17 protein-coding genes are annotated in these 15,055 nt (G+C 60.2%); 15 read left to right on the top strand and 2 right to left on the bottom strand.

Annotation, left to right across the window (positions count from 1 at the left end):
• Positions 1 to 195: 195 nt before the first annotated feature.
• From ACOYQJ_RS16590 to ACOYQJ_RS16540, 11 genes are all read left to right on the top strand, one after another.
• A complete protein-coding gene (locus tag ACOYQJ_RS16590; protein ID WP_422907164.1) occupies positions 196 to 339 on the top strand; it encodes a hypothetical protein in 144 nt (47 codons plus the stop codon).
• 256 nt (positions 340 to 595) lie between these two features.
• Positions 596 to 1,744 carry a muconate cycloisomerase family protein gene (locus tag ACOYQJ_RS16585; protein WP_422907163.1) on the top strand — a complete coding sequence of 383 codons (1,149 nt, stop codon included), beginning with the start codon at positions 596 to 598 and terminating at the stop codon, positions 1,742 to 1,744.
• A gap of 69 nt (positions 1,745 to 1,813) precedes the next feature.
• Positions 1,814 to 3,202: a benzoate 1,2-dioxygenase large subunit gene (benA, locus tag ACOYQJ_RS16580; protein WP_422907162.1), complete on the top strand. Its 1,389-nt coding sequence runs from the start codon at positions 1,814 to 1,816 to the stop codon at positions 3,200 to 3,202.
• A gap of 12 nt (positions 3,203 to 3,214) precedes the next feature.
• On the top strand, positions 3,215 to 3,742 hold the full coding sequence (benB, locus tag ACOYQJ_RS16575; protein ID WP_422907161.1) for a benzoate 1,2-dioxygenase small subunit: 528 nt from the start codon (positions 3,215 to 3,217) through the stop codon (positions 3,740 to 3,742).
• Between the two features lie 70 nt (positions 3,743 to 3,812).
• Entirely contained in the window at positions 3,813 to 4,835 is a 1,023-nt protein-coding gene (gene benC / locus ACOYQJ_RS16570) for a benzoate 1,2-dioxygenase electron transfer component BenC (RefSeq protein ID WP_422907160.1), read from the top strand.
• Entirely contained in the window at positions 4,832 to 5,611 is a 780-nt protein-coding gene (gene benD / locus ACOYQJ_RS16565; RefSeq protein ID WP_422907159.1) for a benzoate diol dehydrogenase BenD, read from the top strand. Before benC ends, benD begins: the two co-directional genes overlap by 4 nt.
• Positions 5,612 to 5,652: 41 nt before the next feature.
• The gene (locus tag ACOYQJ_RS16560) at positions 5,653 to 6,825 is read left to right on the top strand and encodes an ABC transporter substrate-binding protein (RefSeq protein ID WP_422907158.1); all 1,173 of its coding nucleotides are present in this window, start codon (positions 5,653 to 5,655) and stop codon (positions 6,823 to 6,825) included.
• A 57-nt stretch (positions 6,826 to 6,882) separates the two neighbouring features.
• Positions 6,883 to 7,752 (top strand): branched-chain amino acid ABC transporter permease, encoded by an 870-nt coding sequence (locus ACOYQJ_RS16555; RefSeq protein WP_422907157.1) that lies wholly within the window; start codon positions 6,883 to 6,885, stop codon positions 7,750 to 7,752.
• Positions 7,753 to 7,756: 4 nt separating this feature from the next.
• On the top strand, positions 7,757 to 8,761 hold the full coding sequence (locus tag ACOYQJ_RS16550; protein WP_422907156.1) for a branched-chain amino acid ABC transporter permease: 1,005 nt from the start codon (positions 7,757 to 7,759) through the stop codon (positions 8,759 to 8,761).
• Positions 8,754 to 9,497 (top strand): ABC transporter ATP-binding protein, encoded by a 744-nt coding sequence (locus ACOYQJ_RS16545; RefSeq protein WP_422907155.1) that lies wholly within the window; start codon positions 8,754 to 8,756, stop codon positions 9,495 to 9,497. The genes ACOYQJ_RS16550 and ACOYQJ_RS16545 overlap by 8 nt, the downstream gene beginning before the upstream one ends.
• Positions 9,490 to 10,188 carry an ABC transporter ATP-binding protein gene (locus tag ACOYQJ_RS16540; RefSeq protein ID WP_422907154.1) on the top strand — a complete coding sequence of 233 codons (699 nt, stop codon included), beginning with the start codon at positions 9,490 to 9,492 and terminating at the stop codon, positions 10,186 to 10,188. Before ACOYQJ_RS16545 ends, ACOYQJ_RS16540 begins: the two co-directional genes overlap by 8 nt.
• Positions 10,189 to 10,228: 40 nt before the next feature.
• Here ACOYQJ_RS16540 and ACOYQJ_RS16535 read toward each other — a convergent pair whose 3' ends face one another.
• A complete protein-coding gene (locus ACOYQJ_RS16535; protein WP_422907153.1) occupies positions 10,229 to 11,119 on the bottom strand; it encodes a LysR family transcriptional regulator in 891 nt (296 codons plus the stop codon).
• 98 nt (positions 11,120 to 11,217) lie between these two features.
• A complete protein-coding gene (locus tag ACOYQJ_RS16530) occupies positions 11,218 to 12,093 on the bottom strand; it encodes a dioxygenase family protein (protein ID WP_422907152.1) in 876 nt (291 codons plus the stop codon).
• 284 nt (positions 12,094 to 12,377) lie between these two features.
• Here ACOYQJ_RS16530 and ACOYQJ_RS16525 point away from each other — a divergent pair, with 284 nt between their 5' ends.
• The 4 genes from ACOYQJ_RS16525 to ACOYQJ_RS16510 form a co-directional block, all read left to right on the top strand.
• Positions 12,378 to 12,758 carry a hypothetical protein gene (locus ACOYQJ_RS16525; protein WP_422907151.1) on the top strand — a complete coding sequence of 127 codons (381 nt, stop codon included), beginning with the start codon at positions 12,378 to 12,380 and terminating at the stop codon, positions 12,756 to 12,758.
• The gene (locus ACOYQJ_RS16520) at positions 12,755 to 13,612 is read left to right on the top strand and encodes an alpha/beta fold hydrolase (RefSeq protein WP_422907150.1); all 858 of its coding nucleotides are present in this window, start codon (positions 12,755 to 12,757) and stop codon (positions 13,610 to 13,612) included. Before ACOYQJ_RS16525 ends, ACOYQJ_RS16520 begins: the two co-directional genes overlap by 4 nt.
• 236 nt (positions 13,613 to 13,848) lie before the next feature.
• The gene (locus ACOYQJ_RS16515; RefSeq protein WP_422907149.1) at positions 13,849 to 14,709 is read left to right on the top strand and encodes a 3-oxoadipate:acetyl-CoA acetyltransferase; all 861 of its coding nucleotides are present in this window, start codon (positions 13,849 to 13,851) and stop codon (positions 14,707 to 14,709) included.
• Positions 14,706 to 15,055: CoA transferase subunit A (locus tag ACOYQJ_RS16510; protein WP_422907148.1), on the top strand; the 350-nt coding region annotated here is incomplete at its 3' end. The genes ACOYQJ_RS16515 and ACOYQJ_RS16510, both read left to right, overlap by 4 nt.

Raw genomic sequence — 15,055 nt, 5'->3', positions numbered from 1 at the left:
TTGCTCTTCCTATCCGTCGAAAGCCTCTTCGAAACGGTTAAGGTGAGCGCCGCGATGCGGCCCGATCGGGTGGCGCTATTTGGCTAGCCGCGTATCGTGATATGGTTCACTGCGTGGCGTTTGCGCAGCACTTTCCACGTCAGACACTCTTGAAAGGTCGCGATGACGCAGCACGCGGTTGCGCAAGAGGTTTTGGTGGCAAGCGACATTATGCGATTGGGCACCGCGATCAACTGCCGTAATCCGGGCCGGATCTCCGAAACCCATATGACGCTGTTCGATGGCACGGGCATCGGCTTGCAGGTTCTCGCGGTTGCCGCCGCGCTGTGGCCAATCTGAAAGTTGAAATAAGCATGGCCATCGAGGTCGATTTCTGACGGGCTGCACCGCCCAATCCGATCGAAAATCAGGCAGTCGCCACGTCAGGTGTCGCCAAAAGCGGTGCCGGACTTTGTCTCTTGGCCCTTTGTCCGGTGCGGTCAGCGAATAGGTATCTCGTCAGGGTATCACCCAAGACCCCACCCATCATCGACAGAATCCGCTTCCAAAAGGCAATCTGCATCTCAACGAAACCTTTACAGATGTGGTGAACCCCGTGACCAAGATTGACCAGATCGAGACCCTGATCCTCGATATCCCGACCATCCGGGGGCATGTGCTTTCCATGGCTACGATGCGGACGCAGACAGCTGTTCTTGTCAGGATCAATTTTTCGGACGGGTCCGAGGGCGTGGGCGAAGGCACCACGATTGGGGGCCTCAGCTATGGCCCTGAAAGCCCCGAGGGCATTCAGTCTGCCATCGACACCTATATCGCACCGGCCCTTCTGGGAAGCGACGCAGACAATATCAACGGGGCGATCCAGCTGATCGACAAGCTGGTGAAGGGCAACCGCATCGCCAAAACCGCGGTCGAGATTGCGCTTTGGGACGGTCTGGGCAAGCGGCTTGGCGTGCCGGTCGCTCAGCTGTTCGGGGGAGCTGTGCACGACAAGCTTCCGGTTGCCTGGACGCTGGCATCGGGCAATTCCGAGACGGATATCGCCGAAGCGCTTCAGATGATCGAGACCCGCCGCCACAACATCTTCAAGCTGAAGATCGGCAAGCGGTCTGTGCGTGATGACGTGGCCCATGTGGCCCGGATCAAACAGGCCGTCGGTGACGCCGCCAGCGTCCGGGTTGATGTAAACACCGCGTGGTCGCTTCAGGACGCACGCTGGGGTTTGAAAGGTCTGCAAGACGCGGGATGCGAGTTGGTCGAGCAACCGGTTCCGGCGCGCTATCGCCGCGCGATGGCGGAACTGACCAGTGGCTATGAGATCGCCGTCATGGCGGACGAGGCCCTGAACGGGCCAGAAGACGCCTTGGACGTGGTGGCGGCCAAAGCGGCTGATGTCTTTGCGGTCAAGATTGGCCAATCGGGCGGGCTCAAGCGGGCGTCCGAGGTGATCGCAATCGCTCAGGCGGCAGGGCTTGGCCTCTATGGTGGCACGATGCTTGAAACCGGTTTGAGCACCGCAGCAGCGCTGCAACTCTTTTCGACGGTCGAAACGCTGCACTGGGGCACGGAACTCTTTGGTCCGTTGTTGCTGACCGAGGACATTCTGGCAGCGCCGATCATCTACCGCGATTTCAATGTGGAAATCCCGAAAGGACCGGGCATTGGCGCGGCGCTCGATCCCGACAAAATCGCATTCTTCCGTCGCGATGGCGGCAGAACCATCAAAGCCGTCGCCGGGCAGTAACCGGCGGCACGACATCAAACCCAGCCGGGACGCCAGTTGAAGCGTTGCGGCAGTCAGGAGGAGGAAACCATGTTCACCCAATCCAATCTCGATGAATTCGAGGCCCGTCTCGACGGCGCCATTCAGGACGATCCGGAAAACGGTATTTTCCGCTGCCGTCGCGACATCTTTACCGACGAAGAGCTGTTCGAGCTTGAAATCAAGCACATCTTCGAAGGCAACTGGATCTATATGGCACACGAAAGCCAGATCCCCGAGCCCGGCGACTATTTCACGCTGACCATGGGGCGCACGCCCGTCGTCATCACCCGCGACAAGGATGGGGAACTGAACGCGCTGGTCAACGCCTGTTCGCACCGGGGGGCGCAGCTGTGCCGCTTCAAGCGCCGCAACCAGAAGACCTTTACCTGCCCGTTCCACGGTTGGACCTTCTCGAACACCGGCAAGCTGCTGAAAGTGAAAGACGCCAAAGGCGCTGGCTATCCCGAGCAGTTCAACAAGGATGGCAGCCACGATCTGACCAAGGTGGCGCAGTTTGAAAACTACCGTGGCTTCCTGTTCGGATCGCTCAACGCTGATGTGAAGCCGCTGGAAGACTACCTTGGCGAGGCGCGCAAGATGATCGACATGATCGTCGATCAGGCTGACGAAGGGCTCGAAGTGTTGCGCGGCTCCTCGACCTACACCTATGACGGCAACTGGAAGCTGCAGGCCGAAAATGGCGCTGACGGCTATCACGTTTCGGCCGTTCACTGGAACTATGTCGCCACCACCGCGCACCGCACCGATGACGGCAAGGAAGACAACATCAAGGCCACAGACGCCAGCAAATGGGCCAAGCAGCGTGGCGGTTTCCACGCCTATGAAAACGGTCACATCCTGCTTTGGACCGAATGGGCTGACCCGACCAACCGCCCGGGCTATCCGCGCCTCGAAGAATGGACCGAGAAGCACGGCAAGACCAAGGCCGATTGGATGGTCGGCGTGCTGCGCAACCTTTGCCTGTATCCCAATGTCTTCCTGATGGATCAGTTCAGCAGCCAGATCCGCGTTTTCCGCCCGATCAGTGTCAATCAGACCGAGGTGACGATCTACTGCATCGCCCCCAAGGGCGAGAGCCAAGAGGCGCGCAGCCGGCGCATCCGCCAATACGAGGATTTCTTCAACGCCTCCGGCATGGCGACGCCGGACGATACCGAAGAATTCCGCGCAACCCAGCGCGGCTATGCCGGGGCATCCCATGCGAAATGGAACGACCTGACGCGCGGCGCGACCCAGTGGATCGAAGGCCCCGATGAAGACGCCAAGGCTTTGGGCATCAACCCCGTCCTGTCCGGGGCCCGCACTGAAGACGAAGGCCTGTTTGTCATCCAGCACACCAACTGGTCCGAACGCATGGGCGAAGCGATCGCCAAGGAACGCGAAACCGCGCCGGGCGCGTCCGTCGCGGCCGAATGAGGAGGAAAGACAATGAGCACCGAAATGCTTGAACGCACCGACGCCAGCACCGCGCTGAGCTTCGAAGACATCCAGGCCTTCCTCTTTGCCGAGGCCCGCGCGCTGGATGATCGAGACTGGGACACATGGCTGACCTTTTACCACAAGGACTGCCCGTTCTGGATGCCTGCCTGGGATGACTATGACATGCTGACGGAAGATCCGCAGAACGAGATGTCGTTGATGTACTACCCCAACAAACAGGGCATCGAGGACCGTGTGTTCCGGATCAAGACCGACCGGTCTTCGGCGACATCGCTGCCCGAGCCGCGCACCAACCACTATCTGTCGGCGATAGAAGTGCTGAGCCGTGAAGGGACGCAGATCAAGCTGCGCTTCAACTGGCAAACGCTGAGCTATCGCTACCATCAAACGGATCAGCACTGGGGCACGTCGTTCTACACGATCGACACCAGCGGCGCGCGTCCGCTGATCAGCGACAAGAAGGTGGTCCTGAAGAACGATCACATCCACCACGTGATCGACGTCTATCACGTCTGACCCCGGACACCGGACAAGACTGAACCCCCGCGCACCGCTGGCAGGTGCGCGGCCAAGGGAGGAGCATGCCATGACAACCTACAACGTTGCCCTGAATTTCGAAGATGGTGTCACGCGCGTCATCCAATGTGATGACGACGAGAAGGTGACGGATGCCGCCTTCCGCCAAAAGATCAACCTGCCGATGGATTGCCGCGACGGCGTCTGCGGCACCTGCAAGTGCTTTGTAGAGAAGGGCGAGTACGAGCTGGAATTCTACATGGACGAGTCCATGAGCGACGAAGAGGCTGAGCAGGGCTACGCTCTTGCCTGCCAGATGATCCCCGAAAGCGATTGCGTCGTGCGGGTTCCGGCCTCGTCCGCCATTTGCAAGACCGCACCCGAAGCCGTCGAGGCCGAGGTGCAAAGCGTCGATCGTCTATCTGAAACCTCATTCGGCCTGCGCGTCAAGCTGGCCAAGCCAATAAACTTCCTGCCCGGCCAGTATGTGAACCTTTCGGTTCCCGGCGCGGACAAGCACCGGGCCTACTCGTTCTCCTCTGCGCCGGGGGCGCAAGAGGCCAGCTTCCTGATCCGAAACCTGCCCGGTGGCGTAATGAGCACCTATCTTGGCCAGCGCGCGCAGCCCGGCGATGGGCTGACCGCGACTGGCCCGATGGGGGCATTCTACCTGCGCCCCATCGAGCGTCCGCAGCTTTGGCTTGCGGGCGGGACCGGGTTGGCGCCTTTCCTGTCGATGCTGGAACAGGTGGCCGAGCAGGGGTCTGACCAGCCCATTGTGCTGTATTATGCCGTGACCTGTGCAGCGGATCTTGTGGAACTGGACCGTGTGAAAGACCTTGCGGAAAAGATCGGCAATGTCTCGGTCGTTACGGTTTTGGCCGCCGCCGAAGACGATCATGACCGCAAGGGTTTTGTCACCGACCACCTGACCGCCAAAGATCTGAACGCCGGCGATTGTGACGTCTACCTGTGCGGCCCGCCGCCGATGGTTGATGCGGTCCGCGTGCATTTTGGCAAACTCGGGGTCGAGCCGACCAATTTCTACTTCGAAAAGTTCAACCCGACCGAAGCCGAGGTTGAAGCCGCATGAAACCGCGTTTCGACACCAAGGTCATGGTCGTGACCGGCGCGGCGCAGGGGATTGGCCGGTGCGTTGCAGAGCGCGCCGCCGCCGAGGGGGCCCGCGTGCTGATCGTGGATCGTTCGCCCGCCCGCAAGGAGGTGGTCAAGGCGATCCGCGCCGCAGGCGGCGAAGCCGAGGCGATCTCGGTCAATCTCGAAACCTGGGCAGGCTGTGAAAAGGCGATGCGACGCGCCATCGACCTTTGGGGCCGGATCGACATTCTGATCAACAACGTGGGCGGCACGATCTGGGCCAAGCCCTTTGAGCATTACGAGCCCAAGCAGATCGACGCCGAGGTGCGCCGCTCGTTGTTCCCGACGCTGTATTGTTGCCGTACCGCCATCGAGCACATGCTGCCGCAAGGCTCAGGTGTGATCGTCAACGTGTCATCCATCGCCACGCGCGGTCTGAACCGGGTGCCCTATGCAGCGGCCAAAGGCGGCGTGAACGCGATCACCGCGAGCCTCGCCTGGGAAGTGGCCGAACGCGGCATTCGCGTCGTGGCCACGGCCCCGGGCGGCACCGAAGCGCCGCCGCGCGTCACCCCGCGCAACCCGAACGCGGATCAGGAACAACGCGAGGACTGGTACAAGACCATCGTCGACCAGACGATCCAGTCCTCGTTCATGAAACGATACGGAACACTCGACGAACAGGCAGGCCCGATCCTGTTCCTGGCGTCGGATGAGGCTTCCTACATCACCGGCGTCACCGTGCCGGTGGGGGGCGGAGATCTGGGATAGGCCCTGAGGAGGGGCCCGACAACCAACTGGAGGAAATACAAATGAAACGCGCAATCCTGGCGGCCCTTGGGCTCGCCACCAGTCTTGCTGTGCCTGCCGCAGCCGAGGACATCAAAGTGGGCCTGCTGTTGCCTTTCTCAGGCGTCTACGCGTCGCTTGGCAACGACATCGAGGCGGGCTTCAACCTTGCCATCGCACAGTTCGGCAGCGATACCGATGCGACCTTCGACATCATCCGCGAGGATACCGAGGTCAAACCGCCGGTCGCCCTTGGCAAAGCCAAGAAGCTGATCCTGCAGGACAATGTCGACGTGATTGCCGGCATCGTCAGCTCTGGCGTGCTGGGCGCGATGCGCGACATGGTCCATGGCGCAGGTGTGCCGCTGATCGTCGCCAACGCGGGCAATGACGAGGCCACTGGAACCGACTGTTCGCCCTTTATCACGCGGATGTCCTTTTCGAACAGTCAGGTCAACCGCCCGATGGGCGCCTGGATGCAGGGACAGGGCATCGGCAAGGTCTTCACCCTGGCACCCGATTATGCGGCCGGTCGTCAGATGATCGACGCCTTCACCGCAAGCTTCACCGCCGCCGGTGGCGAGGTTGTCGGGCAGGAATTCACCCCATTCCAGAAGACGCAGGATTTCGGTCCCTACCTCGCTCAGGCCAAGGCCAGCGGCGCGGATGCGGTTTATGTGTTCTATGCCGGTGGCGAAGCGATTTCCTTCGTCAAGCAATATGACAGCTTTGGCCTGAAAACCGAGCTTCCGCTTTATGGGTCCGGCTTCCTGACCTCGCCGCTCTACGTGAACGCCGAAGGCCCCGCCGCCGAGGGCGTGATCACGGCGCTGCATTACGTGCCGACCATCGACACCGACGCGAACCGCGTTTTCGCCGAGGCCTTCACGGAAGAAACCGGCCGTGTTCCCTCGGAATTCGCCGTGCAGGGCTATGACGCCGCCCGCGCGCTGATCGAGGCAAGCAAGACCGGTGCATCGGATCGCGCGACGCTGGCCAACGCGCTGCGACAGGTCAGTTTTGATGGCCCGCGGGGCACACTGTCGATCGATCCTTTGACCAACAACGTCGTCCAGCCGATCTATGTCTACGAGACCGTGGCCGGGGAAAACGGCCTGACCCAACAGGTCCTGGCTCAGCTTCCCGCCGAGGCTGATCCCGCCAATGGCTGCGAGATGGCCCCCGTCGTTAACTGATGTTGCAAGCCCGGCCGCCTGTGCGTGGCCGGGCTTTTGATCCGAGGAGGACTTCTCATGGCACATGATCTTGGTTTCTGGACACTTCAGGCGCTGAATGCGCTGCAACTGTCCATGTTGCTTTTCCTGCTTTCCATCGGCCTGACGGTCATTTTCGGGCTGATGCATTTCGTCAACCTTGCGCACGGATCGCTCTATGCGCTCGGCGCTTATTTTGCCGCTTCCCTGGCTGCTGTCGGCGGCTACTGGATGGGGTTCTTCCTTGCTCCGGTCGCTGTGGCCGGCGTGGGTGTCCTGCTGTATTCCGGACTGATAAAACGGATGCGCAAATCCGGGCCAATGGCGCAGGTTCTGGTCACTTTCGGCCTGATTTTTGTCATGCTCGATCTGACGCGCATCTTCTGGGGCGATCTGGCGCTGGCCATCGAGGTGCCCGAGCTGCTGACCGGTCGCCTGGCCTTTCTGGGCGTCGAGTATCCGACATATCGGTTGTTCATCATTGCCCTTGGCCTTGCGATCTTTGCTGCACTGGCCTTCGTCCTGAGCCGCACCCAGATCGGCGCGATGATCCGCGCGGGTGTCGACAACGACGCGATGGCCGCATGTCTTGGGATCAATGTCGAACGGCTGTTCTTCACCGTGTTCTGCGTCGGCTGCGCTTTGGCCGGTCTGGCCGGGGCGGTTGCCGCGCCGCTGCTGAGTGTGACGCCAGACATGGGGCTGCAAATCCTGATCCCGACGCTGATCGTCATCGTGATCGGCGGGCTGGGCTCGCTCAAGGGCGCCATCGCGGGCTCGCTGATCTACGGCTTCGTGCAGACCTTTGGCGCGGTGCTTGCGCCGCAACTGGCATCCGTCCTCGTTTACGCCCTGTTGGCCGCGGTCCTTGTGATCAAGCCGGTGGGCCTTTTCCCCGCGAAAGGATAAGCCGATGTTTCGTCACAACGCACTTCGCTACACCGCCCTCGTGCTTCTGGCCGCCGGCGCATTGTTCCAGGCTTTGACCGCCGAATACTTCGGGCTGGAAATCCTGACCGAGATTCTGATCCTCGCCATGCTGGTTCTGGCGCTCGACATTGTTGCCGGTTTTGGTGGTATGGTCTCGCTGTGTCACGGCGCGTTGATGGGGGTAGGGGCCTATGCCTATGCGCTTCTGTCCACCAAGGCAGGTATCGCGCCGCCGGTCGCCATGGCCGGAGCCGTCGCCGTGACCGGCGCGGCTGCATGGGTGATTGGCGCTGTCTGCTCGCGCAGCCACGGGATCTACTTCATCATGGCAACGCTGGCCTTCGGTCAGATGGCCTATTCCTATGTCTTCGAAGCGCCGATCTTTGGCGGCGACGACGGATTGGGCGGCATTTCCCGGCTGGATCTGAGCTTTTTCGGTGTCGATCTGAACGACAGCCGCAGCTTTGCGCTGTTCTGCCTTGCCGTGCTTGGCGCGGTCTATGGCGCGGCGGTTCTGATCCTGCGCTCCGGTCTTGGCCGGTCGCTGACGGGTGTGATGCACAACGAGCAGCGGATGCGCGCGCTGGGCCTGACGGTCTGGCGCATCAAGGCGGATGTCTTTGGTCTGTCCGGCATGATCGCCGGTCTGGCGGGGGCGCTTGCGGCGCAGCACATCCTTTATATCTCGCCCGGTCTGCTGGCCTGGACAGTGTCCGGCGAAGCTTTGGTCGTTGTGATTCTTGGCGGTCTTGGCACGCTGGTTGGCCCGCTCATGGGGGCGGCGGCCTTTGTCCTGCTCAAGCACGAACTGAGTGCCGTCACGACTTACTGGCACCTTGTCGTGGGGGTTATCCTGATCGCCGTCGTGACGAGCCGTGCCAACGGGATCTTTGGCTGGATCGAGGCCCGCTGGGGTGCCCAAATCGAACGCCGCGTGGCCGATGCCACCCGCAAACAGCAGCCCGAGGAGGTAGCGACTGATGCTTGAGACACGCAATCTGGACAAGAGCTTTGGCGCCGTCCACGTCACGCGGAACGTATCGCTAAAGCTGGAGCGCGGCGAGCGCCGTGTCATTCTTGGCCCCAACGGGGCAGGCAAGACGACGTTGTTCAACCAGTTGGTGGGGGAATTGACGCCGGACAGCGGGTCGGTTCATCTGGCGGGCGAGGATGTCACAGCGCTGCCTGTGGCACAGCGCGCCCGTCGCGGGCTGTCTCGCAGTTATCAGAAGAACACGCTGTTCGACGGGCTGACGGTCGAGGAAAACCTCGGGCTTGCCGCCGCTGTCCATACCGGCCACGCGACACGGCTTTGGTCGGACAGCCTTGCCAAACCCGATGTGCGCGAGATCGTGCAAGAGGTGGCGGAACAGGTCAACCTGATGCCCTACATCCATGCGAAGGTGTCCGAGATCAGCTATGGCGTGCGCCGCCAGCTGGAAGTTGGCGTCGCTTTGGCCACAAGACCGCTTGTTCTGCTGATGGACGAACCCACCAGCGGTGTCGGACCAGAGATGTCGAAAGGGTTTCACGACCTACTGAACAACCTGCCGCGCGATCTTACGATGCTGATCATCGAGCATGACATGGACCTTGCCTTTGACGTGGCCGACACGATCACGGTGCTGAACTACGGCGAAGTGGTGTTTGACGGTCTGCCAGAAGAGGCGCGCGGGTCAAAACTGCTCAAGGAAATCTATCTGGGGAGCTGGGAAGATGCTTGAACTGAATGCAATTCAGTCGGGATATGGCGAAACGCAGGTGCTTTACGGCCTGTCGCTAGAGGCGAAAACAGGCCGGGTTCTGGCGATCCTTGGCCGCAACGGCGCGGGCAAATCCACGACGCTCAAGACCATCATGGGCCTTCTGCCGCTGAAGTCCGGGGAAATCTTGTTTGATGGAAAACCGATCGCCGGTCAGCCCTTTGACATCGCCAAAAGCGGGATCGCTTATGTGCCCGAGACGCGCGACATCTTTCCGTCACTGTCCGTCCGCGAGAACCTTGAAATCGCGGCCAAACGCTTTGGCGGGGCCAGTGCCGAATGGACGATGGAACGGGTCCTGGACCTTTTTCCCCGGCTTGGCGAACGCATGGACAATGGCGGCGCACAGCTATCGGGAGGCGAACAGCAAATGCTGGCGATTGCGCGCGGCCTTTTGATGAACCCAAAGCTGTTGATTCTTGATGAACCGACTGAAGGCCTTGCACCGATCATCGTCAAGCTGATCCATGACAAGCTGCAGGACTTGAAAGCGGCTGGGCTGTCGATGATCATCGTCGAGCAGAATTTCGGCTTTGCTACCTCGCTTGCAGACGATGTTGTGGTCGTCGGCAAAGGCCAGATCGTCTGGACCGGCAGCGCCGATGACATCAAGGCTGACGAGGACGCGCAGCACACCTGGCTGGGTGTGTGATCCGGTGCGGCCCGCAAGACGGGCCGTGCCCGCGACGGCGTCAGAAGGTCTTGCGCGCCACCTTCTGCGCGATACCCACGAAGTTTTTGACGTGCACGCCCTGATCATCCAGGCGGTAATTCACAGATAGCTCGGTTCGTGCGATTTCCGGTTCGATTTTCAGGAATTTCATGCCTTTGCGAGGTGCATTCGAAACCGACTCCGGGACGATGCAAACCCCTTCACCAACGGCGACCAGGCTAAGTGCGGTCTGAAGATCCATGCACCAGATCCGTAGCGGGGCTTCGAAACCTGCCTCCTCGATCGCCTTCAGCACCATATCTGCATAGCTTGGCCGAGGGCGTTCGGGATAGAGGATCAGATGGTGGTTTTGCAGCCGTTCAAGTTTGGCAACGGTCCGCGATTCAGTGTCGACAATATCCGGCAAAGCCAGGATCAACCTTTCTTCGACAAGGTGTTTTGACAGAAACTCGGGATCCTTGAGTGTCGGTCGTGCAAACACGACGTCAAGCTCGCGCGAGACCAAAGCTCTGTGCAGGTCGGCGTTGTTCATGGGGTTCAGGCTCAGGTTCACCTCGGGATAGTTTGCCCGATAAGATCTTATGATATTGGGTAGAATTCCAAACGTCGCTGAACCCACGAAACCGATGCGAAGGCGGCCTTCGGCCCCTTGACCCAAGCGGCGCACCTCGAGCCGGGTATCGTCCAGCTGTGCGATGATCGACTTTCCTCGGGCCAACAGACGTTCACCGGCCTGCGTCAGAGTGATTGCGCTGCGGCCCCGGTTGAACAGAATGGCCCCCAATTCTTCTTCCAACTGCTTGATCTGGCGGCTAAGCGGCGGCTGCGCCATGTCCAGCCGATCAGCGGCCCGCCCGAAATGGAGTTCTTCGGCAACCGCGATGAAATAGCTCAATTGTTTGAAGTTCATTTTTTCGCTCTCCCCCAAGCATTTACGATAAGCGATACCTCTGAACGAAAAAAGGCCCCCGTTGGTCGGGGGCCAGTCTTCAGGGAGGTTTCGGCAATTCACTCGGCGGCGACGGCCTGATCGGCAGCAGCTGCCTTGAGCACGAAGTCGAATTCGAAGTGCAGGTCGGTTCCCAGCTCTTTCGGCGCCGGCTTGAACTTGCCGATCAGGCTTTCCTTGACGGCGAAGACGCTGTCATCTTCCAGCCAGGCACTGTCCGCGTCATAGATCTGGCTGATCAGCGGGCGGAAGCCGTCCTTTGAGATGATGAAGTGCATATGGCCGGGGCGGTTCGGGTGGTGCCCCATGTAGCGCAGCAACTCACCGGCGGTTTCATCTTCGGGGATCGGATAGGGCACGGGACGCACGGCCACAAAGGCATAGTGCCCGTTCTCGTCGGTCTCGAAGCGGCCACGCAGATTGTATTCCGGCTGGTCGGGGTCGAGGTTCTCGTACACGCCGTTCGGAGCGTCTTCCCAGACGTCCATGGTCACTCCGGCCACGCCATTGCCATTCTCGTCGCGGATGTAACCTTCGTAATAGGCGGTTTCTTCATTTTCATAATGCTTCTGAATGGTCGAGCCGCCCTTGGGCAGAACCGGCGGGTTCTCGCGGTAGAACGGCCCAAGAACCGTGGATTCGCTGGCGTTGCCTTCGACCGGGTTGGTCATCATGTCGACCAGAACCTCGACACCGATGATGTCTGCCAGCAGGATGAATTCCTGACGGTTGTCATTGCTCAGCTTACCGGCCCGTACAAGGTAGTTGCAGGCTTCCAGAAATTCACTGTGCTGCAGCTTCACGTCCTTGATAAAGCCGTGCATGTGCTTGATCAGCGAGGTCATGATCTCGCGCTGGCGATTGGTGATATCGCCGTTCTTGCCGAGGCTTTCAATCACGACGTCCGTGATGTTGTCTTGGTTTACGATGCCCATGGGTCTTTCCTCCTCCTGGCAGTCTGAAATCTGATCACGGGACGTTTGGGCGCCCCCTGTCACCGAACAGACTTCCTCGAAAAGGGCTCAGACCCCAATGCCTGTGGCGGTATCGGGTGATACCGTAGCGAGGCAAGATGGCCGTGCCATGAGATCCCCCCCGTTTGTCAGAATATTCCTGGCTCGATCAATCCCAGAGTATTGACCCATACCCCCAGTGGCATGGCCTCTGTGCGGCTGTTCGTGCCAGCAAAGGGTAACACATCAACCCATGGGAGGCTCAGGTGATAGAAACCTTCAAGCACATCCAATCCACACTTGAGGAAACGCCGCATCTTCTGCGTCTGGGGCGTCTGTTCTCAGAGACAGTCCTGATCGATGTGGATGGCAACGAATACTACCTGACTTTCGAAAAGGGCCACATCCTTTCGGTGATCGAAGGCCCGAGCCGAAAAACCCCATGGCGCTTTGCCCTGCGCACGGACGCCGAGGCCCTTGGGAAACTCTGGCAGGCACGGCCAGAACCGGGCTTTCACGACGTCTTTGGACTGGTGAAGATCGGTCGCGGCCGGATCGACGGAGACATCCTGTCGCTCGTCAAGAACCTGCGTTTCTTCAAGGAAGTCCTGACGCTTGCCCGCGCAACAAGGGAGCTGGCCGCATGAGCATCGAACCCATCACCGGCCGCTACGTGACGGTCACTGTTCAGGGTGCACCGCGCCGCATTTATTTCGAAGAGGCCGGGCAGGGCCGTCCGGTCATCTGCCTGCACACCGCGGGCGCCGATACCCGTCAATGGCGCCACCTGATGAATGATGCCGAGGTCACCGCGTCCAACCGCCTGATCGCCTTTGACATGCCGTGGCATGGCAAATCGCTGCCCCCCGAAGGTTTCGAGACCGAGGAATACCTTCTCACGACCGAGGCCTATATCGAGACCGTGCTCGCTGTGATCGATGGGCTTGGTCTGGATCGCCCCGTTCTCGCGGGCTGTTCGATGGGTGGACGTATTGCGTTGCAACTTGCTGCACTGCACCCGCAGAAATTCAGCGGCTTTATCGCTATCGAGGCATCAGATTTCCAGCCCGCTTGGTACGACATCGACTGGTTCCACCGCCCCGACGCCCATGGTGGCGAGATGGGCGCGGCGCTGGTTTCCGCCAATATCTCACCATATGCGCCCAATTCCGAGCGTTGGAACACCCTTTGGATGTTCATGCAAAGCGGACCGGGCGTGTTCCGGGGCGACCTGAGCTTCTACACTCGCGACGATAGCCTGATCCCGCGTCTGCCGACGATCGACACCGCAAAAACGCCGGTCCACATCATCGTTGGGGCATACGACCTGACCTGCACGCCGGAAGACGCCGAACGCACCGCCAATGCAATCCCGGGAGCGACGCTGGCTGTGATGGACGAGCTGGGACACTTCCCAATGAGCGAGCACCCGGACGGGTTCCGTCCATTTTTTGTCGAAGCCCTCGAAAAAATGCCAGGAGCGGCTGCCAAAGTCGCCTGATGCCCAGAACCGCACGGGAGGAGGAACCATGTGCAAGAACGAAGGTAACCCCTGTCCGGGATGCAAGAAACACAAGACATCTGACGCTGTTTGGATGTTCTTCACGAATGACGAACGTGACGAGATGGAAGTCTTGAGCAACCGCAAAGCGCCTGCACCGGCCGCCGCGCATCCCTGACCAAAGATTGACCTCGACCAAACTGAAGTTTGTCGACCTGTCCAAACGGAACGATATCATGACAAGCCCCTGCATCATTTGCGTGGCAATCACGGGTAGTTTGCCCACGAAAGCCAACAATCCCGCTGTTCCGATCACCGTATCGGAGCAGGTAGAGTCCACTCACGAAGCTTTCGAGGCGGGTGCCTCCATCGTTCATGCCCATGTGCGCAATGACGATGAAACCCCGTCCTCTGACCCAGAGAAATTCGCGGCTTTGAAAGAGGGGATCGAGAAACACTGCCCGGGCATGATCATACAATTCTCGACGGGCGGACGTTCGGGCGCTGGCCAGACACGCGGCGGAATGCTGTCGCTGGGGCCAGACATGGCGTCGCTCTCGGTCGGCTCCAACAACTTCCCGACCCGCGTTTACGAGAACCCGCCGGATCTGGTGGATTGGCTGGCCTCGGAAATATTGGCCTATGACGTCAAACCCGAGATCGAAGCCTTTGACCTGAGTCACATCCTGAAAGCCAAGGACATGGCCGACAAGGGGCAGTTGGCAGGTACACCTTATGTGCAGTTCGTGATGGGGGTGAAGAATGCGATGCCGGTCGATCGGGACGTGTTCGATTACTACATCCATACAGTTCATCGGCTGTTTGGCGCGGGTGCACCGTGGTGCGCCGCGGGCATCGGTTCCAACCAGCTGACGCTGAACGAATGGGCCATCGCCGCGGGTGGCCACGCCCGGACCGGGCTTGAAGACAATGTCCGCCTCGATCGCGACAGGCTGGCCCCGTCCAACGCCGCGCTTGTCCGCCGGGCCGCTGAAATTTGCGAACGACACAATCGACCGATCGCGACCTGGACCGAGGCGCGCAGAATTCTTGGACTGCGTCTTCCGAAAGACAGAACAGAAGGACAAGCGGCATGAAGAAAGTATATGGCTCGGCTGCGGAGGCCCTTGACGGTCTTTTGCACGACGGGATGTTGATTGCCGCTGGGGGCTTTGGGCTTTGCGGTATTCCGGAACTGCTGATCGATGCCCTCGTTGCGAGCGGCGTCAAGGATCTGACGGTGGCCTCGAACAACGCGGGCGTGGACGGTTTTGGCCTGGGCAAATTGCTCGAGACCAAGCAGATCAAGAAGATGATGTCCTCCTACGTGGGCGAGAACGCGGAATTCATGCGTCAATACCTGGCCGGAGAGCTTGAGCTTGAATTCAACCCGCAGGGCACCCTGGCCGAGCGTATGCGGGCTGGCGGCGCGGGCATTCCCGG

Origin of the sequence: Pacificoceanicola algae, assembly GCF_049341065.1 — a bacterium.
GTDB lineage: Bacteria > Pseudomonadota > Alphaproteobacteria > Rhodobacterales > Rhodobacteraceae > Pacificoceanicola.
This window is presented reverse-complemented; position numbering and strand designations above follow the sequence as displayed.